This is a genomic window from Paenibacillus sp. UNC496MF (assembly GCF_900113915.1).
Classification (GTDB): domain Bacteria; phylum Bacillota; class Bacilli; order Paenibacillales; family Paenibacillaceae; genus Paenibacillus_Z; species Paenibacillus_Z artemisiicola.
The window spans coordinates 143,580-168,527 of record NZ_FORE01000017.1; the positions used below are offsets into that span (position 1 = coordinate 143,580).

The 24,948-nt window shown below is 67.0% G+C and carries 17 protein-coding genes and 2 pseudogenes; 2 read left to right on the top strand and 17 right to left on the bottom strand.

The window, feature by feature from the left end; genetic code table 11:
• Positions 1 to 151: 151 nt before the first annotated feature.
• From BMZ79_RS27865 to BMZ79_RS27880, 4 genes are all read right to left on the bottom strand, one after another.
• Positions 152 to 1,720 carry an S-layer homology domain-containing protein gene (locus tag BMZ79_RS27865; RefSeq protein WP_090646883.1) on the bottom strand — a complete coding sequence of 523 codons (1,569 nt, stop codon included), beginning with the start codon at positions 1,718 to 1,720 and terminating at the stop codon, positions 152 to 154.
• On the bottom strand, positions 1,717 to 2,148 hold the full coding sequence (locus BMZ79_RS27870) for a hypothetical protein (protein WP_090646887.1): 432 nt from the start codon (positions 2,146 to 2,148) through the stop codon (positions 1,717 to 1,719). The genes BMZ79_RS27865 and BMZ79_RS27870 overlap by 4 nt, the downstream gene beginning before the upstream one ends.
• A 13-nt stretch (positions 2,149 to 2,161) precedes the next feature.
• Positions 2,162 to 3,097: a hypothetical protein gene (locus BMZ79_RS27875; protein WP_143089139.1), complete on the bottom strand. Its 936-nt coding sequence runs from the start codon at positions 3,095 to 3,097 to the stop codon at positions 2,162 to 2,164.
• Between the two features lie 263 nt (positions 3,098 to 3,360).
• Positions 3,361 to 3,978 (bottom strand): polysaccharide deacetylase family protein, encoded by a 618-nt coding sequence (locus tag BMZ79_RS27880; protein WP_177222381.1) that lies wholly within the window; start codon positions 3,976 to 3,978, stop codon positions 3,361 to 3,363.
• A 195-nt stretch (positions 3,979 to 4,173) separates the two neighbouring features.
• Between BMZ79_RS27880 and BMZ79_RS27885 the strand changes: the two genes are divergently transcribed.
• Positions 4,174 to 5,847 (top strand): ribonuclease J, encoded by a 1,674-nt coding sequence (locus BMZ79_RS27885; RefSeq protein WP_090646896.1) that lies wholly within the window; start codon positions 4,174 to 4,176, stop codon positions 5,845 to 5,847.
• Between the two features lie 252 nt (positions 5,848 to 6,099).
• On the opposite strand, the gene BMZ79_RS27890 is transcribed toward BMZ79_RS27885, so the two are convergent.
• The 7 genes from BMZ79_RS27890 to BMZ79_RS27920 all read right to left on the bottom strand — a co-directional run bounded on the left by BMZ79_RS27890 (position 6,100) and on the right by BMZ79_RS27920 (position 17,578).
• Complete coding sequence (locus BMZ79_RS27890; protein WP_090646898.1) at positions 6,100 to 7,179, bottom strand: Gfo/Idh/MocA family protein; 1,080 nt, start codon at positions 7,177 to 7,179, stop codon at positions 6,100 to 6,102.
• Positions 7,180 to 7,487: 308 nt separating this feature from the next.
• On the bottom strand, positions 7,488 to 9,530 hold the full coding sequence (locus BMZ79_RS27895; protein WP_177222386.1) for a glutaminase family protein: 2,043 nt from the start codon (positions 9,528 to 9,530) through the stop codon (positions 7,488 to 7,490).
• Positions 9,531 to 9,738: 208 nt separating this feature from the next.
• Positions 9,739 to 12,027 carry a 5-methyltetrahydropteroyltriglutamate--homocysteine S-methyltransferase gene (gene metE, locus BMZ79_RS27900; protein ID WP_090646901.1) on the bottom strand — a complete coding sequence of 763 codons (2,289 nt, stop codon included), beginning with the start codon at positions 12,025 to 12,027 and terminating at the stop codon, positions 9,739 to 9,741.
• Positions 12,028 to 12,168: 141 nt separating this feature from the next.
• The gene (locus BMZ79_RS27905; protein WP_090647033.1) at positions 12,169 to 13,074 is read right to left on the bottom strand and encodes a LysR family transcriptional regulator; all 906 of its coding nucleotides are present in this window, start codon (positions 13,072 to 13,074) and stop codon (positions 12,169 to 12,171) included.
• Positions 13,075 to 13,405: 331 nt separating this feature from the next.
• The gene (locus tag BMZ79_RS27910) at positions 13,406 to 15,502 is read right to left on the bottom strand and encodes a transglycosylase domain-containing protein (protein ID WP_256253180.1); all 2,097 of its coding nucleotides are present in this window, start codon (positions 15,500 to 15,502) and stop codon (positions 13,406 to 13,408) included.
• Positions 15,503 to 15,761: 259 nt separating this feature from the next.
• Complete coding sequence (locus BMZ79_RS27915; RefSeq protein ID WP_090646906.1) at positions 15,762 to 16,961, bottom strand: multidrug efflux MFS transporter; 1,200 nt, start codon at positions 16,959 to 16,961, stop codon at positions 15,762 to 15,764.
• A 47-nt stretch (positions 16,962 to 17,008) separates the two neighbouring features.
• A complete protein-coding gene (locus tag BMZ79_RS27920) occupies positions 17,009 to 17,578 on the bottom strand; it encodes a cysteine hydrolase family protein (protein ID WP_090646908.1) in 570 nt (189 codons plus the stop codon).
• A gap of 131 nt (positions 17,579 to 17,709) precedes the next feature.
• Here BMZ79_RS27920 and BMZ79_RS27925 point away from each other — a divergent pair, with 131 nt between their 5' ends.
• The gene (locus BMZ79_RS27925; RefSeq protein WP_090646911.1) at positions 17,710 to 18,345 is read left to right on the top strand and encodes a TetR/AcrR family transcriptional regulator; all 636 of its coding nucleotides are present in this window, start codon (positions 17,710 to 17,712) and stop codon (positions 18,343 to 18,345) included.
• A 154-nt stretch (positions 18,346 to 18,499) separates the two neighbouring features.
• Here the strand turns inward: BMZ79_RS27925 and BMZ79_RS27930 are convergent, their stop codons facing one another.
• The 6 genes and pseudogenes from BMZ79_RS27930 to hutH all read right to left on the bottom strand — a co-directional run bounded on the left by BMZ79_RS27930 (position 18,500) and on the right by hutH (position 24,602).
• Positions 18,500 to 18,862 carry a TFIIB-type zinc ribbon-containing protein gene (locus tag BMZ79_RS27930; RefSeq protein ID WP_090646915.1) on the bottom strand — a complete coding sequence of 121 codons (363 nt, stop codon included), beginning with the start codon at positions 18,860 to 18,862 and terminating at the stop codon, positions 18,500 to 18,502.
• 164 nt (positions 18,863 to 19,026) lie between these two features.
• Complete coding sequence (gene hutG, locus BMZ79_RS27935; RefSeq protein ID WP_090646917.1) at positions 19,027 to 20,010, bottom strand: formimidoylglutamase; 984 nt, start codon at positions 20,008 to 20,010, stop codon at positions 19,027 to 19,029.
• Positions 20,007 to 21,311, bottom strand: coding sequence for an imidazolonepropionase (gene hutI / locus BMZ79_RS27940; protein WP_090646920.1), 1,305 nt, complete (start codon positions 21,309 to 21,311; stop codon positions 20,007 to 20,009). Before hutI ends, hutG begins: the two co-directional genes overlap by 4 nt.
• Before the next feature lie 54 nt (positions 21,312 to 21,365).
• A pseudogene (locus tag BMZ79_RS35710) lies at positions 21,366 to 21,940 on the bottom strand (hypothetical protein).
• Positions 21,932 to 23,038: pseudogene (gene hutU / locus BMZ79_RS27945) on the bottom strand (urocanate hydratase); the annotation flags it as partial. The pseudogenes hutU and BMZ79_RS35710, both read right to left, overlap by 9 nt.
• Positions 23,039 to 23,072: 34 nt before the next feature.
• Positions 23,073 to 24,602, bottom strand: coding sequence for a histidine ammonia-lyase (gene hutH, locus BMZ79_RS27950; protein ID WP_090647037.1), 1,530 nt, complete (start codon positions 24,600 to 24,602; stop codon positions 23,073 to 23,075).
• Positions 24,603 to 24,948 lie beyond the last annotated feature (346 nt).

Sequence of the window (24,948 nt, forward strand, 5' to 3'; positions counted from 1 at the left end):
ACCCGGTAGGACGCCAAACGCGAAAAAAACCTCCCCTTCGACACGAAGGGGAGGGAGCGTCATGGCCCGCTAATGCCCGCTAACCGGGCCTGCCGCATCGCGACCGACCGAGCCGGACGGCCGGCCGGGCCAAGCGGCCGGAGCCCTCGGTTCAGCCGTCGATCAGGCCCGCCCGCCGCAGCAGCCGCTGCGCGATCGCGGCCGTCTCGGCGCGCGTCATGGCGGCGTCCGGCCGGAGCTTGCCGGCCGAGCCCTGCACGAGGCCGACGCGGATCAAGGCCGCCGCGGAAGGCGCGGCCCAGCCGGCGAGCGCGGCGCGGTCCTTGAAGCCCGCGAGCGCCGCGGCCGTCTCGGCGCCGCCGGCCGGGGCCGGGAGCCCGGCCAGCTTCGCCGCTCTCGCGAGCATGACCATCGCTTCCTCGCGGGTCACCGCGCGGTCCGGGCGGAAATAGCCGTCCTCGTAGCCGGCGTACCAGGCGGACGGGTCCGCGTCGCCGAATTCGGCCGTGCCGCCGTCCCGCAAGCCGAGCGCGCGGAGCAGGATCGCCGCGAATTCGGCGCGCGTGACGCGGTCGTCCGGACGGAAGCGGCCGTCCGCGCCGCCGGTCAGCACGAGACGCGACGCCAGATCGTCTATCGCGTCCTGGCCCCAATGGCGCCCGGTGTCCGCGAACGGCGCTTCATGATGAATCAGCGCGATAACGCCGTTCGTCAGGCTGCTAACGGCCGCGGCAGGCACGCCTTCGCGCGTCTCGCGCGAGGTCGGCACGGCATGTACGCCGCCGTCTTCGTCCAGCATGACCGCCGTCGTCAACCGGGATGAATCCATGCCGTTCGGCAGCCGTATGCCGCGCTTCGCGAACGAACCGAGCGCTTCGATCGGAACCGTCTTGCCCCCGGCCTCGATCGCAGCCGCGAATTCGACCGGCGGCGCCAGCACCTCGAAGCCGCCCTTCGCCGCCGCGGCCTGCAGCCGGCTCGCCGCGCCGCCGCCGACATTGGCGATCGTAACGCGGATCTTGGCGTCCGCCGGGGAGGCACCCGATGCGGTCAGTGTCTTCATCAACGCCGCCGCGATCTCCCCCGCCGGCAGCGCGTAGCTGCCGATAGCGGTTCGCAGAAGCAGCGTCCCCGAACGGCCGGCGAGCGCCTGGAGCCCGCCCGCCGTCAGCAGCGCGTCGACGCGGTCGAAGCCGCCGCCGACCGGCAGGACGACGACCGGCTTGCCGCCCGCCCGCGCCAGCAGCTCGGCCAGCTTCGCGTCGTCGATGGCCGCGGTCATCGTCGCGCGGCCGTCCAGCTCGCCGGCCGTGCCCGTCGCGAGCTGCACCGCGGCGCCGCCGGCCGTGCCCTGCAGGCCGGTCGTCCCGGACGGCGCCGACGGGCCGGTCGGGCCGCTCGGGCCCGACGGGTCCGTGACCGGCGGCTCCTTCGTCACCGGGAAGCCCGTCACCGCTTCAGAGGCGATGCCGCGGGCTTCGCCGCGCACCGCGTCTTCCCGCAGCGAGACCTCGAGCTCGCCGTCCCCGGCGGCCGCGTCCGACAACGTCGCGACGACCTGCCGGTACGCCCCCGCTTCGCCGGCGTAGCCGGCGCTCTCCACCGCCGCCGCGGTCCCTTCCAGCGACAGATAGCGCACCGGCGAGACCGCCGGATCGAGCGGCTGGTCGAACGTGAGCGTCAGCTTCGTTCCCGCGGCGTCCAGCTTGGCGTCCGTCAACGCCCCGCCTCGCCGCAGCGAGGATGAAGGCCGTAGCAGAGCGCCAGCCCCGCCGCGAGCTTCGGTTCGTTCCAGGCGTACAGCAGCCCGCCGTACTCCGAATCGCCGGCATCCTGGATGCCCGCGAGCGCCTTGCCGCCGGCATCGAAGTCCGGATCGTCGCTCGCCGTCGCTAGATACTGGACGCGGACGTCGCCCGTTTTCTCGTATAGGACGGTTTGGAACGACAGCGGGGCATTGCTCTCGTCATCCAGCGAGTAGACGCGGTCCCACTGCACGATGAACCGGCGGTCGCCCGGTTCCCCGACCGTCTTCGCATAGACGCGCGAATCGGCTTCCGGTCCGCCTTCGTACCGCGATTCCGGGCCGGCCTCGGGCCCGCCGCCCGGCGCCCGGCGAAGCACGAGATCCGACAGGAACGGATACACCGCCGCCGGCGCGTCAGGGCATCCGGGAACCGGTCCATGCCGTAAGCGGGATAATCGCCGTCGCCGAAATAGAGCGCCCCGTTCGTGCCGACGCCGACTTTGTCGTACGTCCGGCCGTAGAAGCCGAAACGGAACCCTTCCGGCAGATCGACCGCGGTCGTCGCGTCGTCAAGGTTGTCGAAGGCGATCTCCGTGCCGTCTCGGGAGCGTCCAGACCGGCGAGCGGCACGCGGTCGTTCACGACGTACGGATAGAGCACGCCGGCCTGGACGTCGAAATACGAATGCACCGCGTTGCCGGGCTCGGCCTTCGTCTCGCGGATGCTCCGGTTGCGATCGTCGGGCTTGACGACGGCCGCCGCGTACGGCCTGCCGTCCGCGTTCGCCTGGATCGCGTACGGCCCGGGATCCGCCAAGTCCGCCGCGAAGGTCAGCCGCCCGCCGGCCGCGTCGTACGCGACGCCGGCATCGCCGGGCTTCAAGACGACCGAAGCGCCGCTCTTGGCCGTAACCGTCACGGAAAACCCGGGCAGCAGCGATTCCGGCACGTTCACGGCGACGCGGACGGTCGACATCATGCTCCACGTATACGTCGCCTCGTCGACCGGATCCCCGCCGGCCACGGGTACCGTCTTGACCTCGAACGTGACGGGATGCGGGTCGTCGAGATCGAAGTTCGGCACCCACGTGTACGGATCGACCGCGATCGTGAACGGCTCCGCGGGATCGGTCTCGCTCGTTGCCCGGTACAGCAGTTCATGCCGTTCGTCGTAAGAAGCGACGTCCAGCGCGTAGCCTTCCCCGTAGTCGGGGTCCGTCACGTTGAACGCGTACGGGCTGCCGGTCCCCTCCAGTTTGATCTCCGCCGACGCCAGCACGGGCGCCAGCAGCTGCGCGCCGAGCGACAGCGCCAGAACGGCGCTCAGTTTGTTGCGTTTCCCCATCTTCATGCATGCTCCTCCGCCAATTAATCAAGCTGCTTCTAAATGTAGCGGAGACGCAACGGCCAAACAATTAACGAAAGTTAACTTTTCGCCGCGGTTCGACAGGAAATGCGGCAAGCCCCCGGCCGAAGTCTCGGTCCGGGGGCTCGTTTGCCGCCGCGCATTCGCGGCGTCGGAAGCGGATCGGATGATTCCGTGCGCCGGACGCAGGCGGCCTCGACGCCGCTTGCGCGGCCTGCGCGGTACAGGCCGGCCGGCCTGCGGCCAGATTATTCGCTCCGCCGCGACAGCAGCTCGCTGACCGTGACCAGCTCGTACCCTTGCTCCGTCAGCTCGCCGATCAGGATGCGGATCGCCTCCATCGTCTGGGAGCGGTCGCCCGCCCCGTCGTGAAACAGCAGGATCGCCCCGTCGCGGACCGTATCCCGCGTATGCGCGAGGATGTACTCGACGCCCGGCGTCTCCCAGTCGCGGGTATCCAGGTTGACCGCGCCGATGGAGCGGTAGCCGAAGCGGTCCGCGATCGCGGCCGTCTCTTCGTTCGCGTCCAAGTACGGCGCGCGGAACACGGCCGGGCGGCTGCCCGTCGCCTGCTCGATCCGCTTGTCCGTCCGCTCCAGCTCGGCCCGTACTTCGTCGCCGGAGATTTTCGTCAGAAACGGATGCGAGTACGAATGGTTGCCGATTTCATGGCCTTCCTCGTGAATCCGCCGTACGAAATCGGGCATCTCCCCGATTTTCTCGCCGAGCATGAAGAACGTGGCTTTCCCGCCCGCGGCGTTGAACAGGTCCGCGGTCTGGCGCGTGTACAAGGCGTTCGGTCCGTCGTCGAACGTAATGGCGACGGCTTTGCCCGCCGTCGGGACGGCATGAATCGTTTCGGACATGGGGATGCTCCCTTCGCGGCCGGCGCCGGCGAACCGCCGCGCGCCATGGCCCGTTATGGATGTAAGCGTTACCCCATTATACCAAACCGCGACCGCCCGGCGATGGATAATTTTAGACGGGTTGGGTAATCTTAATCGTATTTCCGCGTGAACGGACCGGCTGATCCGTACAGCCGCGAAAGGAGTCAGCTACTTATGAAACGCTCGGAAGACAGGCTCTCGATCGTCGCCCTGGGCGGCGTGAACGAAATCGGCAAAAACATGTACGTCGTGCAATACAACGACGACATCATCGTGATCGACTGCGGCTCCAAATTTCCCGACGAGAGCTTGCTCGGCATCGACGTCATCATTCCCGACATCGCCTATCTGCTCGAAAATCGCGACCGGGTGCGCGGCTTGATCGTCACGCACGGCCACGAGGACCATATCGGAGGCATTCCGTTCGTGCTGAAGCAGCTCAACATCCCGATCTACGCGACCCGGCTCACCTTGGGGCTGATCCAAGGCAAGCTGCGGGAATACGGCCTGCTCGGCACGGCGAAGCTGCAGCAGATCGACGCGGGCACGGAGCTGACGCTCGGGGCGATTCCGATCCGGTTCTTCCGCACGAACCACAGCATCCCGGACTGCCTCGGCATCGCCTTCCACACGCCGCAGGGCACGGTCGTCCATACGGGCGACTTCAAATTCGACCTGACCCCGGTCGGCGGCCAGTACGCCGACATCCACAAGATGGCCGAAATCGGCCGCAACGGCGTGCTCGCGCTCCTGTCCGAAAGCACGAACGCCGAACGGCCGGGCTTCACTCCGTCGGAGCGGCTCGTCGGCGCGCATATCGAGGAGGAGTTCGCCAAGGCCGAGGGGAAAATCTTTCTCGCCACCTTCGCCTCCAACGTGCACCGCGTCCAGCAGGTCATCGACGCGGCGGAGAAGGCGAACCGGCGCGTCTGCCTGCTCGGCCGCAGCATGGTCAACGTGGTGGACGTGGCGTCCTCGCTCGGCTATTTGCGGGTACCGGACGGGATGCTCGTAGAGCCGGCGGAAGCGAACCGGTATTCGCCGCGCGAGCTCGTCGTCCTCTGCACGGGGAGCCAGGGCGAGCCGCTCGCGGCGCTCGCCCGCATCGCGAACGGCAGCCACCGGCAAATCGGCGTGTCGCCGGGCGATACCGTCATCCTCGCCGCCACGCCGATTCCCGGCAACGAACGGAACGTCGCCCGCATCGTCGACAATCTGTTCGAGCGGCGCGCCAAGGTCATCTACGGCTCGGGGACCGTGACGGGCATGCACGTGTCGGGGCACGCGAGCCAGGAAGAGCTGAAGCTCATGCTTACGCTGATGCGGCCCAAATATTTCATCCCGATCCACGGCGAATACCGCATGCTCTACCAGCACCGTATCATGGCGGAAGCGGTGGGCGTGGAAAGCGGCCATACGTTTATTTTGAACAACGGGGACGTCGTCGATATCGCCGGCGGCGTCGCCCGCCAGGACCGCAAAATCCCGAACGGCAACACGCTCGTCGACGGGCTCGGCATCGGGGACGTGGGCAACATCGTGCTGCGGGACCGAAAGGTGCTGTCGGAGGACGGCATCCTCATCCTCGTCATGTCCGTCGCCAAGTCGGGCGGCAAGGTCGTCACCGGACCGGACGTCATTTCGCGCGGCTTCGTCTACGTGCGGGAATCGGAGGGGCTGCTCGAAGAGGTGCAGCGGATCGCGCTGAACGCCGTCTCGCAGCTGGACGGCTCGAAGCCGAACCAGTGGGCGTCCTACAAGCAGGCGGTCAAGGACGAGGTCGCCAAATTCCTGTACATGCATACGAAGCGCAGGCCGATGATCCTGCCGATTATCATTCAGGTGTAGCGTCCTGCGACGCTTCGGTTGCGGGCGGCGGTGACGCCGGTCGCGGCCGAAGCGGCAAACGCCGGTGCCCGTTCGCGGGTACCGGCGTTTTGTTTGCGTCCGACGCGCGAAACGGCAAAAAACCCCGGCGACTGGCCGCGCCGGGGTTTCCTGACCTTGATGGCAATGCCGATCGCTGCTCGCCGGACCGTTCTAAATCACCGGATTACGGTCCCAATGTCCGCATCCGCTTGAGCGCCTTCCGGGCAGGCATCAGGAGCGGGGATGCCACGCCTGCTTCTCGGCGGTCACCGTCGCGCCTTCCGCGATCGCCCGCTGGACGAGCAGATTCAGGTAATGGTCCTGCGAGGCTTCGGCCAGGCTGTAGAACGACGGCCCGCCCCGCGCGTAGTCGCCCATCTTGGCGAGCGACGTCGCGACGGCGACCTCGTCGTCGGTCAGCCGTCCCGGCACGAACGGATTGACGTACAGCCATTCCGCGCCGAGCAAGATGCCGCCGTAGTTGAAGCCGAGCACGTTCCCGTCGAAGCCGTTGTCGATGCGCCGGAGCTTCAAGACGACCGGCGTCCGGAAATCCTGCAGCCACGCGGCTTCGTCGCCGATGATTTCCCCGCGCGGCCCTCTGACGAGCACTCGCTCCCGCCGAATCCACGAGAAATACTGGTCGCCCGTAAAATCGAGCACGCCGAGCTTGTCCCCGAAGCGCAGGAAGACGATGTCCTGGCTGGAATCCTTGACGATCTCCTCCCGCGGCGGCCCTTGCCTTCCCGGTCCCTCCACGATCGGCGAGACGAACCGCTGGCCGGAAACGACGGCCTCCTCGAAGCGCACGCCGAGGAACTGGCGAATCAGGCTGATGCCGTGATAGCCGTGCGCGACGGACACCTGCGCCTGCGATACGTCGCCGAGCTTGCCGGAGCGCGCCAGCGCTATCCGCGCCGCGTGCATCGGCTGGAACAGGAGCTGCTCCGCCACCTGCACCTTCGCCTCGCCGCCGACCGCTTCGTACAGCGCGGTCAAGCCCGCGAGATCCGGCGCCGGCGGCGTCTCCGCGAGCACCGGCACGCCGCGCGCGGCCAGCTCGCGGATGTAGACCGGGCAGACGTCCCACGGCACGGATACGACGACGAAGTCCAGGTCCGCGTCCGCGAGGAACGCGTCCAGGTCGCGGTAGACGGCCACGCCCCACGCCGCGCGCAGGGCGGCGGCCGTCTCTTCCCGGCGGACCAGCATCCGCGCGGCTTCGAACCGTTCCGGCAGCTCCCGCGCGATGCGCAGGTAGAAATCCGCCCGCCAGCCGTGTCCGATGATGCCGAACTTGATTTTCTCCATTCCTCTTCTCCCCTCTCGATTGCGCATGCCGAACTAGCCTCACTATACCATAATTCGGCAGGCGCGATGACGGGCAGGATATGCGCGACCGATCGAATCGAATGCGAGCATGCGGGATGACGAACATGCGAGCATGCGGAATGACGCGCGCATAAGCAGAAAGAAGCCGCGTTTTGCGCGGCTTCTTTCTCCTAATCAAGATCGCGAACAGCTGATAGAGACGCAAAATCGCGAGATGACGAGAATGCGTGCCGCGAGCCGCTCGAACGGCCCGCCGGCAGGTCGAGAATCGCTTGCGGGCAACCGAATCAACCGGCCGTCTCCTGTCCTTGCGGGACGGCGCCGCCGAGCAGCAGCCCTTTGTCCTTCAGCAGCTTCATGAAGATGCCGCCGACGACGCTGCGGTGCTGGAAGTTCAGCTGGCGCGCCGTCAACGTGTCCGTCCAGTCCGAGAACGGCACGCGGTCCGGCGATTCGTTCAGCATCGTCCATACCGGCTCGACGAGCGCGATGAAATCCTCGCGGTCCTCCGCGAACGACGCCGACCAGACGACCCAGTCGGACTTGGTGTACGACGCCCGGCTGTCGAGCGGCGTGCCGTACCGGTTCCGGCGCGACAGATACCAGGCCGTCTCCTTGCGGAAGGTGTCCGCCCCGAACAGGTCCGTTCCGAACAGGACGTCCCAGATGAGATTGTACTTCAGGCTCCACGTGCCGTCCTGGCCGAACGCGAGCTTCGTATGGTCTCCGTCGTCCGCGAGGGCGCGCCATTGATCGGCCATGGCTTTCGCCGTCCGCAGGTAGCTCGCCTTCGCTTCCGCGTCGCCCTCGATGCCCTTGAGCAGCGCGAAGCTCGCCACGCCCATGACGGCTTTGACGGACAGGTTCGCGTTGCGCGCGAGATGCCCGGCAAAATCGTCCGTGCACAGCTGGTTGGCCGGGTCCAGCCCGTGCTCGATCAGATAGCCCGCCCACTGCGTCCAGAGCGGCATATGGCCGAGGATGTACTCCGGGCTGCCGCCGGCGAGGCAATAAGCCGCCGCCATGGTCAGCATGTTGCCGCATTCCTCGACCGGCATTTGGCCCTCGAGCGCGTTGTCGCTGTATACCTGGCCGTTGCCGAGCGGATATTGGCCGATATCGTGCGGCGCGAAGTCGAACGGCCACGCGTCGCTCTGCGCGTAGCACAGGATCGGCCGGATCATCGCCTCGACGAGCGACGAATTGTATAGCAGGAACAGCGGCACGGACGGATAGCTGACGTCCACCGTCGCCATGCAGCCGTTGCTGTAGCATTCCTTGGACAGGAACAGCAGGCCGCCGTCGTTATCCGTGACCAGCTTGTGGGCCGCGATGGCCTGGCGGTACGACAGCGCCAGCAGGTCGGCGTACTTCTCGCCGCCGGCCGCCTCGGCGTCGGCCAGCAGCCGCGCGTCGAAGGCGTCGCAGCGCGCCGAAAGCGCGCCGTGCTCCGCGAACGCCGAGGCGAGCAGCGCCGGAACGGTCAAGCCGCCGCGCTTCCAGTACGCTTCCAGCCGGGCGCCGAAGTATTCGATCGCGTACACGTCGTCGTACGCGAGCACGAACTTCGTGCCGGCGGGGACGTCGGCGACCTCGCCGAACTCGTGCACGAAAGCCATCGCCGGCTGCGCCTCTCCGACGCTGCGCGGCGTCTCGGGATCGCCGTACGGCCGCAGGCTCTCGCCGCGGACGAACGCCTTGCGCATCTCCGCGGAGCCGATGAACGCGGTCAACCGCTCGGACGTTTCCGCCGCCAGATAGAAATGCCCCCAATCGATCCGGTGGTCGTCCCCGGAGCGGTTCAGGTATTCTTGCCGCTCGTGCGACAGCCGCAGCACCTCAAGCCCGCCTTCCGCCGTCTGTTTGCCGGTCACGGCCTGCGTCGGATGATCGACGCACCACTCGCCGGTCACGTCGAAATAAAGCGCGGTCTCGTGACCGCGGCCGTCCGTCGACTTCGCCTCGAACGAGACGTAGGATGCCGGACGGGACAGAATGTCCAGGTCTTCGAGCAGCAGCGGCGTCGTAAAGCGGACCGTCAGGGCCACGCCGCCGGCTTCGAACGTATAGACGGTGCTGAGCGGAGATACGGTCAGGCCGGTCTGCTCCATGGCCGGCGGCTCCGTGTAATACCGGTTGGCGTTGGCCTGGACCTTGCCGGCGAAGCGCCAGACGGTGCCGTCGATCCGCAGCAGGCCGGTCATGGCCTGGCGCTGGCCCGTCCAGTGGCGGGTGAAATCGTCGGTCAGACGGTCGGCGTTCGACCAAACGCTGAAATAAGGATCCACGGTAACTAGCGGCACTGCAGGAGGGCGAAGAGTAGAAATGATGGGCACCTGCTTTCGATATAGGTTTTTTATAATATATATATAATATTATCTATATACAAAGGGTGTCAATAACCGTTCTCCGCTCCTCGCCCCGGTCCGGTATCCTGCCGAATTGCCGCGCACGCAAACACCCCCGCTTCGCAGCGGCGCGAAGCGGGGGTGTCCCGTCGATCTATAATTCCATTATACCGCCTGAATGGCGGGAAGCTTAAACATGCGCCGCGAGGCTCGCCCGCGCCCGCTCCGTCGCCTCCACCATGTTGCGCAGCGAAGCGACCGTCTCCGGCAGGCCGCGCGTCTTGAGGCCGCAGTCCGGGTTGATCCAGAAGAGGTTCGGGTCCAGCACGCGGAGCGCGCGGCCGATCATCGCCGTCATCTCCTCCGCGGACGGCACCCGCGGGCTGTGGATGTCGTACACGCCGAGCCCGATGCCGAGCGGGTACGTGTGGTGCTCGAAGCTCTCGATCAGCTCGCCGTGGCTGCGCGACGTTTCGATCGAGATGACGTCGGCGTCCATCGCTTCGATCGACGGAATCATGTCGTGGAACTCGCAGTAGCACATATGGGTATGGATTTGCGTCGTGTCCGCGACCGTGCACGTCGTCGCCCGGAACGCCTTGACCGCCCAGGCGAGGTAGTCCGCCTGCTGGGCCGGTTTGAGCGGCAGCCCTTCCCGGACCGCCGGCTCGTCGACTTGAATCATGCCGATGCCGGCCGCCTCCAGCGCCTCCACTTCCCGGCGCAGCGCGTACGCGATCTGGTACGCGATCGCCTCGCGCGTCAGATCCTCCCGCGCGAACGACCAGTTCAGGATCGTGATCGGCCCCGTCAGCATGCCCTTCACGGGCTTGGCCGTCTTCGACTGCGCGTAACGGGTCTCGCGGACCGTCATCGGCGCGACGAAGGCGACGTCGCCGAAAATGACCGGGGGCTTGACGCAGCGGGAGCCGTAGGACTGCACCCAGCCGTTCGCCGTGAACGCGAAGCCCGCCAGCTTCTCGCCGAAAAACTCGACCATGTCCGTCCGTTCGAATTCGCCGTGGACGAGGACGTCCAGGCCGATCTCCTCCTGCAGCCCGATCCACCGATCGATCTGCGCGTCGATGAACGACTCGTACCGCGCGCCGTCCCATTCGCCGCGCCGCCACGCTTGGCGCGCCTTGCGCACCTCGGCCGACTGCGGGAAGCTGCCGATCGTCGTCGTCGGCAGGACCGGCAGGCGCCAGTGGTCCTGCTGCCGCAAACGGCGCTCGGCGAACGGCGCCTTGCGAGCCGCCGGCTCCTCGGCGATGCGCGCCGCGGCCCGCTGCACGTCCGTCCGGTTACGGTCGGCCGACGCGCGCAGCGCCTCCACGGCGCGGTCGCTCGCGGCGAAAGCGCCGGCGAACGCTTCCGTGCGGCCGCTCAAGCCGTAGACGAGCTGCACGACCTCGGCCAGCTTCTCGTCCGCGAAGGCGAGCGCGTCCTTCAGCACCGGCGCGAGCTTCGTCTCGCGCGCCGCCGTCACGGGCACGTGCAGCAGGCTGCAGGACGTCTGCACGATGAGCCGGTCCTGCGGCACGAACGCTTCCAGCTCCTCCAGCAGCGCGAGTTTATCGCTCAAGGCGGCCCGCCATATGCCGCGACCGTCGATGACGCCGGCGCCGAGCGTCTTGTCCCGCGGGAAGCCGTGCTCGCGGATGGCCCGCAGGTTGCCTTCGCGGCCGTGGACGAAGTCGAGGCCGAGTCCGTGCACGGGCAGCGCGGCGAGCAGCTCGTAATGCTCGGCGGACTCGAAATACGTCTGGAGCATCAGCTTCAGCTTCGGCGCGGCGGAAGCGAGCGCGTCGCAGCTGCGCTTCAGCCGCTGCCGGTCGTCCGCGTCCAGCCCGGTCACGACGATCGGCTCGTCCACCTGCACCCACTCGGCGCCTTCGGCTTCCAGCTCCTGCAGCGCCTGCGCGTACAGCGGCAGCAGCCGGTCCAGCCAGGCATCCGTTTCGCTTGGCGCGTAGCCCTTGGACAGCTTCAGGAACGTCAGCGGCCCGACGAGCACCGGCTTGCCTTCGATGCCGAGCGCTTCCTTCGCCTCGCGGTACGCGGCCAGCGGCTTATTGTCCACGAGCGCCGGTTCCGTCCCGCCGAGCTCCGGCACGATGTAGTGGTAGTTGGTGTTGAACCACTTCGTCATTTCGCAGGCGGTCGCGTCCGCCGTGCCCCGGGCCATCCCGTAGTAGACCGCGAGCGGCACCGGGCCGCCCGCATGGCCGAACCGCGCCGGCACGATGCCGAACATCGCGGCCGTATCCAGCACCTGGTCGTAATAGCTGAAATCGTTCACGGGAATCAGGTCGATGCCCGCCTCCCGCTGCTTCCGCAAATGCTCCAGCCGGATGCCGCGCAGCTCCTCGTGCAGCTCCGCCTCTCCGAGCTTGCCGGCCCAATACGCCTCCAGCGCCTTCTTCCATTCCCGGTCGGCTCCGATCCGTGGATACCCCAACACGCTGCTTCTCGCCATCCTGACCTCTCCCTTTCGCGCGCCCGGCGGTCCTGTCGGCCGCCGCCGCTTTTCGTTACAAGAAAGATAGCATGCCGGAATGGCTATAGCGTAACGCCTAATATCTATTGCCAGCCATAGTCAAAAGCTATACCGAACCGCTCAGACGGCTCCGATCGCGGCCTTGAGCGCCTCGACGTAGTCCGCCCCGAGCTTCGACAGCGTCATGCTGCGGTGGCTGATCCAGCCGACGTTGATCGTCTCCTCGCAGTCGAGCGGCACGGGAATGATTTCGTTCCCGTTCAGGTCGGAGCTCAGCACGCCCGTCGAAATCGTGTAGCCGTTCAGGCCGATCAGCAGGTTGAAGAGCGTCGCGCGGTCGTGGACGCGGATGCTTTTCTTATGCTCCAGCGTGCTGAGAATTTCCTCCGCGAAGTGGAACGAGTTGAATTCGCCTTGGTCGAACGACAGGTACGGGTACTGCTGCAGCTCCTCGATCGTGACGATCGGCTGCTTCGCGAGCGGGTTGTGCACGCTGATGAAAATATGCGGCCGCGCCGTGAACAGGCTCGTGAACTGCAGCCCCGCTTCGTGGAGCAGCTTCCGGATCACTTTGCCGTTGAATTCGTTCACGTACAGGATCCCGATCTCCGAGCGCATCGTCTTGACGTCCTCGATGATCTCGTGCGTCCTCGTCTCGCGCAGCGCCAGCTCGTACTCCTCCTGCCCGTGCTCCCGGACGAGGCTGACGAAGGCGTTCACCGCGAACGCGTAATGCTGCGTGGACACCGAGAAATGCTGCGGCGACGGCTTGGCGTTCCGGTAGCGGCTCTCCAGCAGCTCCGCCTGCTCGACCACCTGGCGGGCGTAGCCGAGAAACTCCGCGCCTTCCTTGGACAGCGAGATGCCCTTGTTCGAACGCTCGAAGACGGAGATGCCCATCTCCTCCTCCAATTCGCGGATCGCGTTCGACAGGCTGGGCTGCGAGATGAACAGCCGCTTGGCCGCCTCGTTGATGGAGCCGCGCGCCGCCACCTCGATCACGTATTTCAATTGCTGCAGCGTCAAGGCTGCCACCTCCCGGACCGGTTTATTCGCGCAACCATCGTACCACATCCCGGGGGATCCCCGCCCGTCCCCGAATGCGGCGGCATGCAAAAACCGCGCGGAGCGGTCGCTCGCGCGCGGCGAAATGAATAGCTGAAGGCGATTGAATGGGCGAGGAAACGCCCTGATCTAACCCAAGAAGGGCTAATCCCAGCTCCAACTTGAACTGGAAACGCTCCTTTCTAGCACAAGAGAGGGCTCCCATCACCTACATGAGCGGGGAACACCCCGTTCCGGCCCCGGACCCGGTCCAGAACCGAGCTTACCCGCGGTCTTCGCCTTAAGGCGCGTGTCAATCGTCTTCCCCGCGATGTCCTTTGCCTTTGTCGTGGTCCCGGCCGTGCTTCGGGCCGTCCGGCTTGTCGCGGTCGTCCTTCTTGGGCGGTTTCGGTTTGTCGTCCTCGGGCCCTTTCCCATGCCCTTTTCCCGGCTTATCGTCGTCCTCGTTCTTGCCCGGCTCGTCATGCTTCTTCCCCGGTTCGGACGAAGCCGGCGGCGCCGGAAAGTCCATGACCGGCGCGCCATCCAGCGCCGCGCCCATCAGCTTCTGAAACACCGCGGCGGCCGCCTTCGACGTCGTCGTCAAATAATGGCTCGCGTCCGTATGATCGTACCCGAGCCAAACCGCTCCGACGAGCTGCGGCGTGTAGCCGACGAACCAATTGTCCTTGATCCCGTTCCCGCCGGTGCCCGGCATCTCCGTCGTCCCCGTCTTGCCCGCGACCGGCCGGTCGCCGAGCGAGGCCAGCTCGCCGGTGCCTTCCCGGACGACGCCCTGCAGCACGGACGTCATCGTCCGGGCGACCTCGGGTTCCGTCACGCGGATGCCGGCGTCCGCGGGCGCGGGCGCTTCGGCCACGACCGCGCCGTCGGCGGAATCGATGCGGGCGATCGCGTGGGCCGGCATCCGCGTCCCGTCGTTCGCGAAGACGCCGAACGCCTCGGCCATCTGCAGCGGCGACACGCCCTCCTGCAGGCCGCCGAGCGCCAGGCCGAGCGTGCGGTCGGCGTCCGTCAGCGGGATGCCGAACCGCTTCGCCGCGTCCATGCCGGCATCGATGCCCATCTCGTTCAGCAGCTCGACGGCGGGGATGTTGTAGGAATTGACGATCGCGTCGTAGATGGACACCTCGCCGTGATAGCCGCCTCCGGCGTTCTTGGGCCGATAGCCGCCGAAATCGACCGGTTCGTCCATCAGCCGGTCCTCCGGCGTATAGCCTTGCTCGAACGCCGGCGTATAAACCGCGATCGGCTTCATCGCGGACCCGGGCTGGCGCTTCAGCTGCACCGCGCGGTTAAAGCCGCGGAACGGCTGCTTGCCCCGGCCGCCCACGAGCGCCTTGATGCCCCCGTCGCGCGGATCGACGAGCGCCGCCCCGCTTTGGATCATTCGATCCGCCGAACTCGCGGGGAAGGCCGAATCGTCGGCGTACACCCGCTCGGCCGCTTCCTGCATCTTCGTGTCCAGCGTCGTGTAGATCCGCAGGCCGCCGTGCAGCACGTCGTTTTCCGACAAGCCGTACTGCGAGGACGCCTCGCGAATCAGCGCGTCGACGTAATACGGGTACTTCATCGCCTCGTCGGTGCGGGACTCGGACGTCCGGAGCTTGATCGGCGCCCGGATCGCCGCGGCATATGCCGGCGCATCGATCTTGCCTTGGTCCTTCATCAGCCGCAGCGCCGTGTCGCGGCGCTCTTTGGCCGCCTCGGGATGCTTGAACGGCGTCAGCGCGGAAGGCGCGCGGATGATGCCCGCGAGCAGGGCCGACTCGGACAGCGTCAGCTCCTTGACCGGCTTGCCGAAATAAACGTCCGCCGCCCGCTTGATGCCCCAAGCCCCTTCGCCGAAATAAATTTGATTCAAGTACATGTCCATAATCTGCTGCTTGTCGTAATGCTCCTCGATCTTTTGCGCCAGCAGCACTTCCTTCCATTTGCGCGTCCACGTCCGTTCCTGCGACAGGAAGACGTTTTTGGCCAGCTGCTGGGTGATCGTGCTGCCGCCCTGCACGGTCTTGCCACTCGTCAGATTGACCGCGAGCGCGCGGCCGATGCCCCAGACGTCCGTGCCGCCGTGATCGAAAAACCGCTTGTCTTCCACCGCGACCACCGCGTCGATCAGCTGCTTCGGCAGATCGGCGTAATCCACGGGCTCGATCGTACCAAGCGCGATGCGGGTCGCCTCCTTCCCGCTATCGTCGTAAATGATCGTCGGCGCCGGCAGCGGCTTCTCCAGCAGGGCGATATCCTGCCCGGCCACCAGCACGCGAAACGCCGTCCATCCGCCCGCGGCAAGCAGCACCCCGCCGCCGATGACCGCGATCAAGGCCGCGCGCCACGGAAATCTCCGTTTTCGATGCGAAGTCTTCTTCTTCGATCGTTTATCCAAGCTCGGCTGTTGCTTCGACGGTTGCTGCGCTCCTACATTCGGTTCATGATCCGATTCCATGCCTCTTCCCCCAAATTCATGCTGCTTTCTCTACCTTCGTCATACACAAACCTTCGCAAGACGAAACGTTTTTCGGTACGTTGGTCCTAGGCAGCTTGGAATCGCGCCGGCGGAAGGACCCGCGCGGCGGGGCCCGCGAAAGGGTACGCAGCCAAAAAAACCGGCCGCGGGCGAGCCCGGGCCGGTCGTTCGGCTGCCGTCACGCCGACGGCACCCGCTGCAGTTTTCGATACGCCTTCACGTACACCCAGACGGCATTCGCGAGCAGCAGCGCGCTCGTGAGGAAGAACACGTACCGGATGCCGAACCATGCCGCGGCCTGCCCGCCGAGCACCGCGCCGCCGAACGCGCCGAGGTACATCGCGGACATGTTGAAGCCGAACACGCGGCCCGTCAGCGACGGCGGCGTGATTTTCTTGACGAGGACGTTCACCGACGGCGCCAGACCGGCGGACGCCAGACCGAACAAGAACCGGAGCGCCATGAGCTGCCACGGGCTCGTCGCGAACGCCTGCGGGATGAAGAGGAGGCCGGCCGCCGCCAAGGCGAACAAAATGACTTTATGCGCGCCGACCTTGTCGGACAGCTTGCCGAGCCGCGGCGCGGCGATGATGTTGGCCAGTCCCGAAGCCGAGAACGTGACGCCGGCGATCAAGGCGACGTGGCTGCCCCCGCCGGACAGATGGTTCACGTACACGGTCAGGATCGGCTCCACGGAATAGAGCGCCACGGTCAGGACGAAGAACGTCGCGAACAGCGTAAGCGTCAAGCTCTTCTCCGGGACGGCGCGCCACGCCTCGCGAATGCTCTGCGCCTTCTTGCTTGTGCGAACGAAGGTTTCCTTCACGAACAGCAGCGTCGTGACGAACGCGACCATCATGAAGCCGCCGGTAATGTAGAATACGTTCTCCAGCCCGAAATTTTCCCCGATGAAGCCGCCGATCGTCGGCCCGAGCAGCGAGCCCGAGACGTTGGCCGTGGACAGCGTCCCGAGCGCCCAGCCGGAATGCTCCTTGTCCGTCTGCGTCGCGATCAGGGTGGTGCAGGCCGTGCCGTAGCCGGTAATGACGCCCTGCAGCAGCCGCAGCCCGACGAGCTCGTAGACGTTGTGCGCGAACCCCATGCAGAACACGACGATCGCCATGCCGAGGCTCGCCCGCAGCAGCATCGGCTTTCGTCCGTATTTGTCCGCGGCGAGTCCCCAGATCGGCGAGAAGACCGCGGAAATCACGAACGTGACGCCGAACGCGAGGCCGGAATATTGCGCGATCGCGTCCGGATCGTCGACGCCGAGATGCTTGATGTAGAGCGGCAGCACCGGCGCGAGCTGACTCATGCCCACGCCCGTGACGAACATGCCGAACCAGCACACGAACAGATTTCTTTTCCAAATCGGCATTGCCATGCGCCTTCTTTGCTAGTCAGGATGATAGCGAACGCGAACGATCAACCCAGCGCGTCGATCCAGGCGCCGACGGTCATCACGTCCGCCTGGCGCGGGAATACTTTCTCGGTCAGCACGCCATGCACCTCGGGATCCTGGTCGAGGCAAGCGTCCGCCAGCACCTTGACGGCGAAGTCCTTGTCCGCCGCTTCCCGCAGCGTCGACAGCACGACGCCGCTCGTCGAGATGCCGGTCAGCACGAGCGTGTCGATGCCGCGCGCGCGGAGCAGGACGTCGAGATCGCTGCCCGCGAACGCGCTGACGCGCCGCTTCGTCACGACCGGCTCGTGCGGCAGCGGCTTGACGAAGGCATGAATCTGCGTCGCCTCGTCCGTCTCGCTCATGCCGCCGTAACCTGCCAGCGCCGAGAAGCTCTTGTTCCGCGGGCTGATCTCGGCATACCCTTCGCGGAACGCGACCCGGACGTAGATGACCGGAATTTCCTTCGCCCGCGCGGCTTCGACGGCCTGCCGGAACGGATGGAGCAGCTCCTCCTTGTCCGCGAATCGCGATACGATGCCGTTCTGCAAATCCATCACGAGCAAAGCGGTTGTCGATAACGGTAGTGTCATGCGTTGTGCACGCTCCTTCTTTCATGGTATGATCGTCCTAAACGGAGACCTCTCCACTTAATAGTAAACGGAGACCTCTCCGTTTGTCAACGAGAGACGATGCTCCTCCCAACCAAAGGACGTGAAGCCGCATGAACGACGCGCAGGACAACCCGAGCCCGAATCCGAACCCGGCCCGGGCCGAACGCCGCGACGCCGCCGAGAACCGCCAGCGGATCCTGAACGCGGCGCAGAAGCTCTTCGAGCTGCAGGGCGTCGGGCAGGTCAGCATGAACCAGATCGCCCAGGAGGCGCAGATCGGCCCCGGCACGCTCTATCGCCGCTACCGCAACAAGAGCGAGCTGTGCCTCGATCTCATCAAGGACCAGCTGGTCCTCTTGTTCGACGATATCGACGCCTACTTGGAGGCGAACCGGCAGGAGGCGCCCGGCCGCCGTTTGCGAAAGGTGATCGCCCTGTTCCTCCGGTTCCGCGAGAAGAAGGCGCAGCTGCTGACCGGCGTCGAGGACGGCGGCGCGCCCGGCCGGACGAGACCGCGCTCGCAAAGCCCCGTCTACGAGGAGCTGCACCGCCAATTCGCCGGCTTGTTCGACGAGCTGGCCGCGGCCGACGACCGTCCGGGTCCCCGGCCCGACAGCGTCTTCAAGGCCGATATTCTGCTGACCGCCCTGACCCGCGACGCCTATCTGTTCCAGCGGGACGAGCGCGGTTACGCGCCGGAAGACATTCTGAATCAGCTCTGCCTGATCTTCCTTCCCGCCGAATGACGCCGCCGCTTACGCAAAATAAAAGCTGCCCGGACCGGCAACGGATTGCCGCGGGCAGCTTTTTGGTTTCGGTTTCGGTTCGGATTACGGTCGGACCGGGGCGATCGCGCGATCCTGCGATACGAACCGCAGGAGCCGTGTTCGCCGGCTCCGGTCAATCGAACAGGTCGCCGAACACGTCCAGGACGGATTTTTTCTTCTTCTTGCGAGGGGAGCCGTAGCCGCCGTGCTTGTCGTAGCCTTGGCCGTAATTCGGATTGCCGTAGCCTTGCTGCTGGCCGGAAGCCGGCGGCGGATAGCCGCCGGGCGCCCGGCGGCGGTCGTCGTCGTCATCGTCGTCGTCGTCGCGGTAATGCCATTGGTTGTAGGCGTCCCGCGCTTCGCGGACGTCGCCCATCAGCTTGTCCAGCTCTCCGCGATCCAGCCATACGCCCTTGCAGCTCGGGCACACGTCGATCAGAATGCCGTTCTTTTCCACTTCCCGCATCCGGGAGTCGTTGCAAACCGGGCAATTCATCCGTAATCGCCTCCTTCGCGTATTCCCCGTTCCATACGTTCGGGAGCGCGTTTGGTTTCGGATCGGCTGTAAGCGATTCCGGAAAAGGGCCGGCGCCGCGCCGGAGACGAACCGCGGCCGGAGGGGGGATTCGTCTTCCGGGGCGCCCCGGCCCGCCGCGCGGGTCAGACCCGCGGATCCGGAAGCGAACGGACGGCCAAGCCCGCCAGGAAGCTCAGCATGAATTGAACCGCGAGCCGCGACGTGACGTTGCGGACGTCGACCGTCGGATCCATGCAGACGAAATCGATGCCGGCCACCTGCGGGCTGGCCCCCAGCCGGTGCAGCGCGTCCATCGCGTCCCACGGGTCCAGACCGCCCGTCCCGACGGCCGGGCAGCCTGGCGCGTACGCCTGATCGATGACGTCGACGTCGAAGCTGACGTAGACGGCCTCCGTCCCGTCGCAAGCGATCGCGAGCGCTTGATCCAGCGCCGGCCCGATGCCCGCGCGCCGCACGTCCCGCGCGGAGAAGACGGCGACGCCCTTCTCCAGCACGTAATCGTGGTAGGGCTTCGCGTTCATGAACCCGCGGATGCCGATCTGCGCGACGTTGCGGCCTTCGGCGAGCCCCGACTCCAGGATGCCGCGGAACGGCGTGCCGTTCGTGACGCCGCCGTCCTCGAAATTGCGCACGTCGTGATGCGCGTCGAAGTGGACGATCCCGATCCGCTTGCCCGGGTACCGGCCGGCGAACGCGGCGACCGACGGGAGACTAATGGAATGGTCGCCGCCGATCACGACGGGCACGATGCCCGGCTGCGCGGCATAGAGCGCGCGCAGGCTCGCCTCGATGCGCCGGCGGCATTCCGCCATGTCCGTCGCGTGCATCCGGATGTCGCCGAGATCGCGGACGGCCATGTCCTGCAGATCCACGCCGTAGTCCAGGGAATACGTCGTGAACGACTTGAAGGCCGCCCGGACCGCCGCCGGCGCGGCCGACGCGCCGGAGACCGACAGCGACGGCTTCGAGAGCGGCACGCCGACGATCCCCGCCCGCAGCGGCTCCCTGCCGTCCCATCGGCGGATCCAGTGCGCGACCTTCGTCTCCATTCGGTCCTTGAACGCCGCCAGCTCGGGCGCGGCCAAATACGGGATTTCCTCCGTCATCCGTTCGTCTCCTCCTTGTCGGCGCGCGGCCCGGCGAGCCGGCCGTCCCAGACGGCGGCGCGGCCGTTCTTGATGACGCCGGACGCGTGATTGATCCCGAAGCGGTACGGCAGGTAGGCGAGATTCGGCGCGTCGAACAGCGTCAGGTCCGCGCGCTTGCCGACTTCGATCGAGCCGATGTCCGCCCCGCGGCCGATCGCGTTCGCCGCGTTGAGCGTGCACGCCGTCAGAATCTCCTCCGGCGTCATGCGCAGGTTCAGCGAAGCCAGCGTCATGATCAGCTGGATCGAATCGGTCGGGCACGAGCCGGGATTGAAGTCCGTCGCCAGCGCGACCGGCAGCGCGTAATCGTCGATCATCGCCCGCGCGCGGGCATGCCGGTTCAGCCCGAGGTTGAACGACGTGCCGGGCAGCAGCACGGGGACGACGCCCGCGGCGGCGAGCGCGCGCAGCCCTTCGTCCGAAGCCGCCAGCAGGTGGTCCGCGGAGACCGCGCCGACTTCCGCGGCCAATTCGGCGCCGCCCAGCGATTCGATTTCGTCGGCGTGGATCTTGGGCGTCAAGCCGTGCTTCCGGCCCTCCAGCAGGATGCGCCGGGACTGTCCGACGGTGAAGACGCCCTGCTCGCAGAACACGTCGCAGAATTCCGCGAGCCCTTCCTTCGCGGCTTCGGCGATCATGGCGCAGACCAGCTCGACGTACGCGTCCGGCCGGTCCCGATGCTCGGGCGGAACGGCGTGCGCGCCCATGAACGTGGACGCGACGTCGACGGGATGGGCGTCGTTCAGCCGTTTCGCCGCGCGCAGCTGCTTCAGCTCTTCCTCCTGCGACAGGCCGTAGCCGCTCTTCGCTTCCGCCGTCGTGACGCCCTGCAGCAGCATGTTGTCGAGGCTGCGGTACGCCCGCCGGAACAACTCCTCCTCGCTCGCCGCCCGCGTCGCCCGCACCGTGCTCAGAATGCCGCCGCCCTGCGCCAGAATGGTCAAATACGGCACGCCGGCGCGCTTCAGCGCAAGCTCGTGCTCCCGCGAGCCGCCGTGCACGAGATGCGTGTGCGGATCGACGAGGCCGGGCGCGACCAGGCGTCCTCCGGCGTCCAGCGTATCCGCGACTTCGGCGCCCCGCAGGCGGCCCAGCACCTCCGATTCGCCGCCGAACAGCGCGATCCGTCCGTTCCGGACGGCGATCGCGGCGTCCGGAATCTCGCGCAGCGCCCGCATCTCGCTCCCGCGGCGCGGCGCGCTGCCGGGCGGGGTAACCAGCAGGCCGATCCCCTTCAACAGCAGGTCGATCCGTTCCATGCGCGTAACCTCCGATTCTCGATTGTTCGCTTGCGTCGCCGGCTTCCCGTTCGCTTAGTCCCGCATCGGAATCCGGACGCCGTGCTCCCCCGCGCTCTCGATGGCTTCGTCGTAGCCCGCGTCGGCGTGGCGGATGATGCCCATGCCCGGGTCCGTCGTCAGCACGCGGCGCAGCCGGTCGGCCGCATCGTCGGTCCCGTCCGCGACGACGACCATGCCCGCGTGCAGCGAATAGCCCATGCCGACGCCGCCGCCATGGTGGACGGATACCCACGAGGCGCCGGCCGAGGCGTTGACGAGCGCGTTCAGGATCGCCCAGTCGCCGACCGCGTCGGAGCCGTCCTTCATCGCTTCCGTCTCCCGGTTCGGCGAGGCCACGGAGCCGCAGTCCAGGTGGTCGCGGCCGATGACGACGGGCGCGCGCAGCTCGCCGCGCTTCACCAGGTCGTTCAGCGCGAGGCCGAAGCGCTCTCGCTCGCCGTAGCCCAGCCAGCAAATGCGCGCCGGCAGCCCCTGGAACGCGACGCGCTCGCGCGCCATCTCGATCCAGCGGCGAAGCCGGCCGTTCTCCGGAAGAGCGAGACGACGAGCTCGTCGGTCTTGCGGATGTCGTCCGGGTCGCCGGACAGCGCCGCCCAGCGGAACGGCCCCTTTCCTTCGCAGAAGAGCGGCCGGATGTACGCCGGCACGAAGCCAGGGATGTCGAACGCGTCCGTTACGCCCTCGTCGAAGGCCGCTTGGCGGATGTTGTTGCCGTAGTCGAACACGACGCTGCCGGCCTTCCGGAAATCGAGTATCGCCCGCACCTGGGCCGCCATGCCGGCTTTCGCGAGGCGGACGTACCGGTCCGGGTCGCTCGCCCGCAGCTCGGCCGCTTCGTCCGGCGCGAAGCCGGCCGGGATGTACCCGTTCAGCGGATCGTGCGCGGACGTTTGGTCCGTCACGAAGTCCGGCTTCGCGCCGCGCCGCGCCAGCTCCGGATAGATCTCCGCCGCGTTCCCGAGCAGGCCGACGGCGAGCGGCCGGCCCGCCGCGGCCGCTTCGCCCGCCAGCGCCAGCGCCTCGTCCAGCGACTCCGCCAGCGCGTCGCAATACCGCGTCTGGATGCGGCGCTCGATGCGGGCGCGGTCGGCCTCGACGGCGATGACGACGCCGTCGTTCATCGTGACCGCGAGCGGCTGCGCGCCGCCCATGCCCCCGAGGCCCGCCGTCAGCGTCAGCGTGCCCCGCAGCGTGCCGCCGTTATGCCGGCGGGCGGCTTCCGCGAACGTTTCGTACGTGCCCTGCAAAATCCCTTGCGTCCCGATGTAGATCCAGCTGCCGGCGGTCATTTGGCCGTACATCGTCAATCCCTTGCGTTCCAGCTCGCGGAAATGCTCCCACGTCGCCCATTTCGGCACGAGCACGGAATTCGCCAGCAGCACGCGCGGCGCGCGCTCGTGCGTCCGGAAGACGCCGACCGGCTTGCCGGATTGGATCAGCAGCGTCTCGTCGTTCTCGAGCCGCCGCAGCTCGCGCACGATGGCGTCGAACGCGGGCCAGCTGCGCGCGGCTTTGCCGGTGCCGCCGTAGACGACCAGCTCCTCCGGCCGCTCGGCGACCTCGGGGTCGAGGTTGTTCATCAGCATGCGGAGGGCGGCTTCCTGCCCCCACCCCTTGCAGGACCTATCCGTTCCGCGCGGGGCGCGGACGAGGCGATGCGAACCGTTGCCGTGAAGCTCCGTCATAGCGGTATCCTCCCTGAACGTAATCGGTGAAGCGTTAATAGAGCGGCCCGGCGACGGCCTCCACCGCGCCCAGCCATTCGCCGGCCAGCAGCGCGGCCGAGACGCGTTCGATCTCGCCGGTGAGCGAGCGGTCTTCCGTCACCGGCTTCACGGCACCGCGCAGCCGGTCGTAGAGCGCGCGGGTCGCGGGCGCCAATCCGTCCGCGCCGCGCAGCTCGGCGGCTTCGGCCGCGCAGATCAGCTCCACCGCCAGCACCTTCGCCGCGTTGGCGACGACCTGCGCCGCGTGCCGGGCGGAGGTGGTGCCCATGGAGACGTGGTCCTCCTGATTCGCCGACGACGGAATCGAGTCGACGCTCGCGGGATGCGCGAGCACCTTGTTCTCCGAGACGAGCGAGGCGCTGACGTACTGGGTGATCATGAGCCCCGATCCAAGGCCGGGATCGCGGCTCAGGAAGGCGGGCAGCCCGCCGGACAACGCCGGGTTGACAAGCCGCTCGGTGCGGCGCTCGGCGATGTTCGCGAGCTCGCTCATCCCGATCTTGAGCAGGTCCATGGCAAAGGCGATCGGCTGCCCGTGGAAATTGCCCCCGGAGACGACCTTCCCCTCCGCGAGGAACAGGAGCGGATTGTCCGTCGCGGCGTTGATCTCGATGCTCAGCTTGTCGCGCGCGTAATCGAGCGCTTGGCGGGTCGCGCCGTGCACCTGCGGCAGGCAGCGGAGCGAGTAGGCGTCCTGGACGCGAAGCTCGCCCTGCCGCGTGGTCAAGGCGCTGCCCCGCAGCAGCGCGCGAAGATTGCGCGCCACGCCGATCTGCTCGGGATACGGCCGCGCGAGCTGCACTTCCTCCGCGAACGCGTCCGGGATCCCGCGCAAGCCTTCCAACGTCAGCGCCGCGATGGCATCCGCGATCCGCGCGAGGCGCAGCGCCTTGACGTAGGTCAGCGTGCCGACGGCCGTCATGATCTGCGTGCCGTTGATGAGCGCCAGCCCCTCCTTCGCCTGCAGGGCGATCGGCCGCAGCCCCGCCTTCGCCAGCGCCGCCGCGCCCGGCAGCCGTTCGCCCCGGCAGAAGGCTTCGCCTTCGCCCATGAGCACGAGCGCGACATGCGACAGCGGCGCCAGATCGCCGCTCGCGCCGAGCGAGCCCTGCTCGGGCACGACCGGCAGCACGTCATGGTTGAGGCAGTCGATCAGCAGCCGCAGCGTCTCCGGGCGGATGCCGGAGAAGCCCTTCGCCAGCGCGTTCGCGCGCAGCAGCATGACCGCCCGCACGGTATCCGCCGGCAGCGGATTCCCGACGGCGCACGCATGGCTGCGGATCAGATTGATTTGCAGCCGCGCCGTATCTTGACTAGATATATGCACGTCGCTGAATTTGCCGAACCCCGTGCTTACGCCGTACGCGATTTCGCCTGCGGCGACCAGCTCCTCCACCATTTGCCTGCTCTCGCGCACGCGCGCATCCGCTTCGCGGCCGAGCGCGGCCTTCCCGCTGCCGGCGGCGACCGCCGCGACCGCTTCCGGGGTCAATCCTTGACCGTCCACGCTAATCGTCCTCATGCCGGCACCCCTCTCCTGATGTTCGATCGTCCGCATGTCCCGGAAATCCCCTTTCTTGCTTTAACATAAGAAAGGGACCGCGCGGAAGCTTTTCGCTTCCGCGCGGTCCCTTTTTGCAAGGGCTATGCGATTGTCCCGGATCAAGCTTTCGCTTCATGTTCATCGCGCCCCACCCGTTTCGAGTATGGATGTTGAATCCTGGTTCAATTGTCACACGCCGCCCGGAGCGCTGTCAATGGGGAGACGCGGAGGGCCGGCCGCGCGCAATCGCATTCGGATTCGACGCTCCGCCGGGCCGTTCGTTAGGAGGACGTCACGCGCGCGCATTCACCAACGGGGAACCCGA

Excerpts from the sequence above, each read along its gene's own strand:
- BMZ79_RS27875 (WP_143089139.1), bottom strand. The coding sequence starts at position 3,097 with ATGAAGATGGGGAAACGCAACAAACTGAGCGCCGTTCTGGCGCTGTCG.
- BMZ79_RS27880 (WP_177222381.1), bottom strand. The coding sequence starts at position 3,978 with ATGTCCGAAACGATTCATGCCGTCCCGACGGCGGGCAAAGCCGTCGCC.
- BMZ79_RS27885 (WP_090646896.1), top strand. The coding sequence starts at position 4,174 with ATGAAACGCTCGGAAGACAGGCTCTCGATCGTCGCCCTGGGCGGCGTG.
- BMZ79_RS27890 (WP_090646898.1), bottom strand. The coding sequence starts at position 7,179 with ATGGAGAAAATCAAGTTCGGCATCATCGGACACGGCTGGCGGGCGGAT.
- metE (WP_090646901.1), bottom strand. The coding sequence starts at position 12,027 with ATGGCGAGAAGCAGCGTGTTGGGGTATCCACGGATCGGAGCCGACCGG.
- BMZ79_RS27915 (WP_090646906.1), bottom strand. The coding sequence starts at position 16,961 with ATGCCGATTTGGAAAAGAAATCTGTTCGTGTGCTGGTTCGGCATGTTC.
- BMZ79_RS27920 (WP_090646908.1), bottom strand. The coding sequence starts at position 17,578 with ATGACACTACCGTTATCGACAACCGCTTTGCTCGTGATGGATTTGCAG.
- BMZ79_RS27925 (WP_090646911.1), top strand. The coding sequence starts at position 17,710 with ATGAACGACGCGCAGGACAACCCGAGCCCGAATCCGAACCCGGCCCGG.
- BMZ79_RS27930 (WP_090646915.1), bottom strand. The coding sequence starts at position 18,862 with ATGAATTGCCCGGTTTGCAACGACTCCCGGATGCGGGAAGTGGAAAAG.
- hutG (WP_090646917.1), bottom strand. The coding sequence starts at position 20,010 with ATGACGGAGGAAATCCCGTATTTGGCCGCGCCCGAGCTGGCGGCGTTC.
- hutI (WP_090646920.1), bottom strand. The coding sequence starts at position 21,311 with ATGGAACGGATCGACCTGCTGTTGAAGGGGATCGGCCTGCTGGTTACC.
- hutH (WP_090647037.1), bottom strand. The coding sequence starts at position 24,602 with ATGAGGACGATTAGCGTGGACGGTCAAGGATTGACCCCGGAAGCGGTC.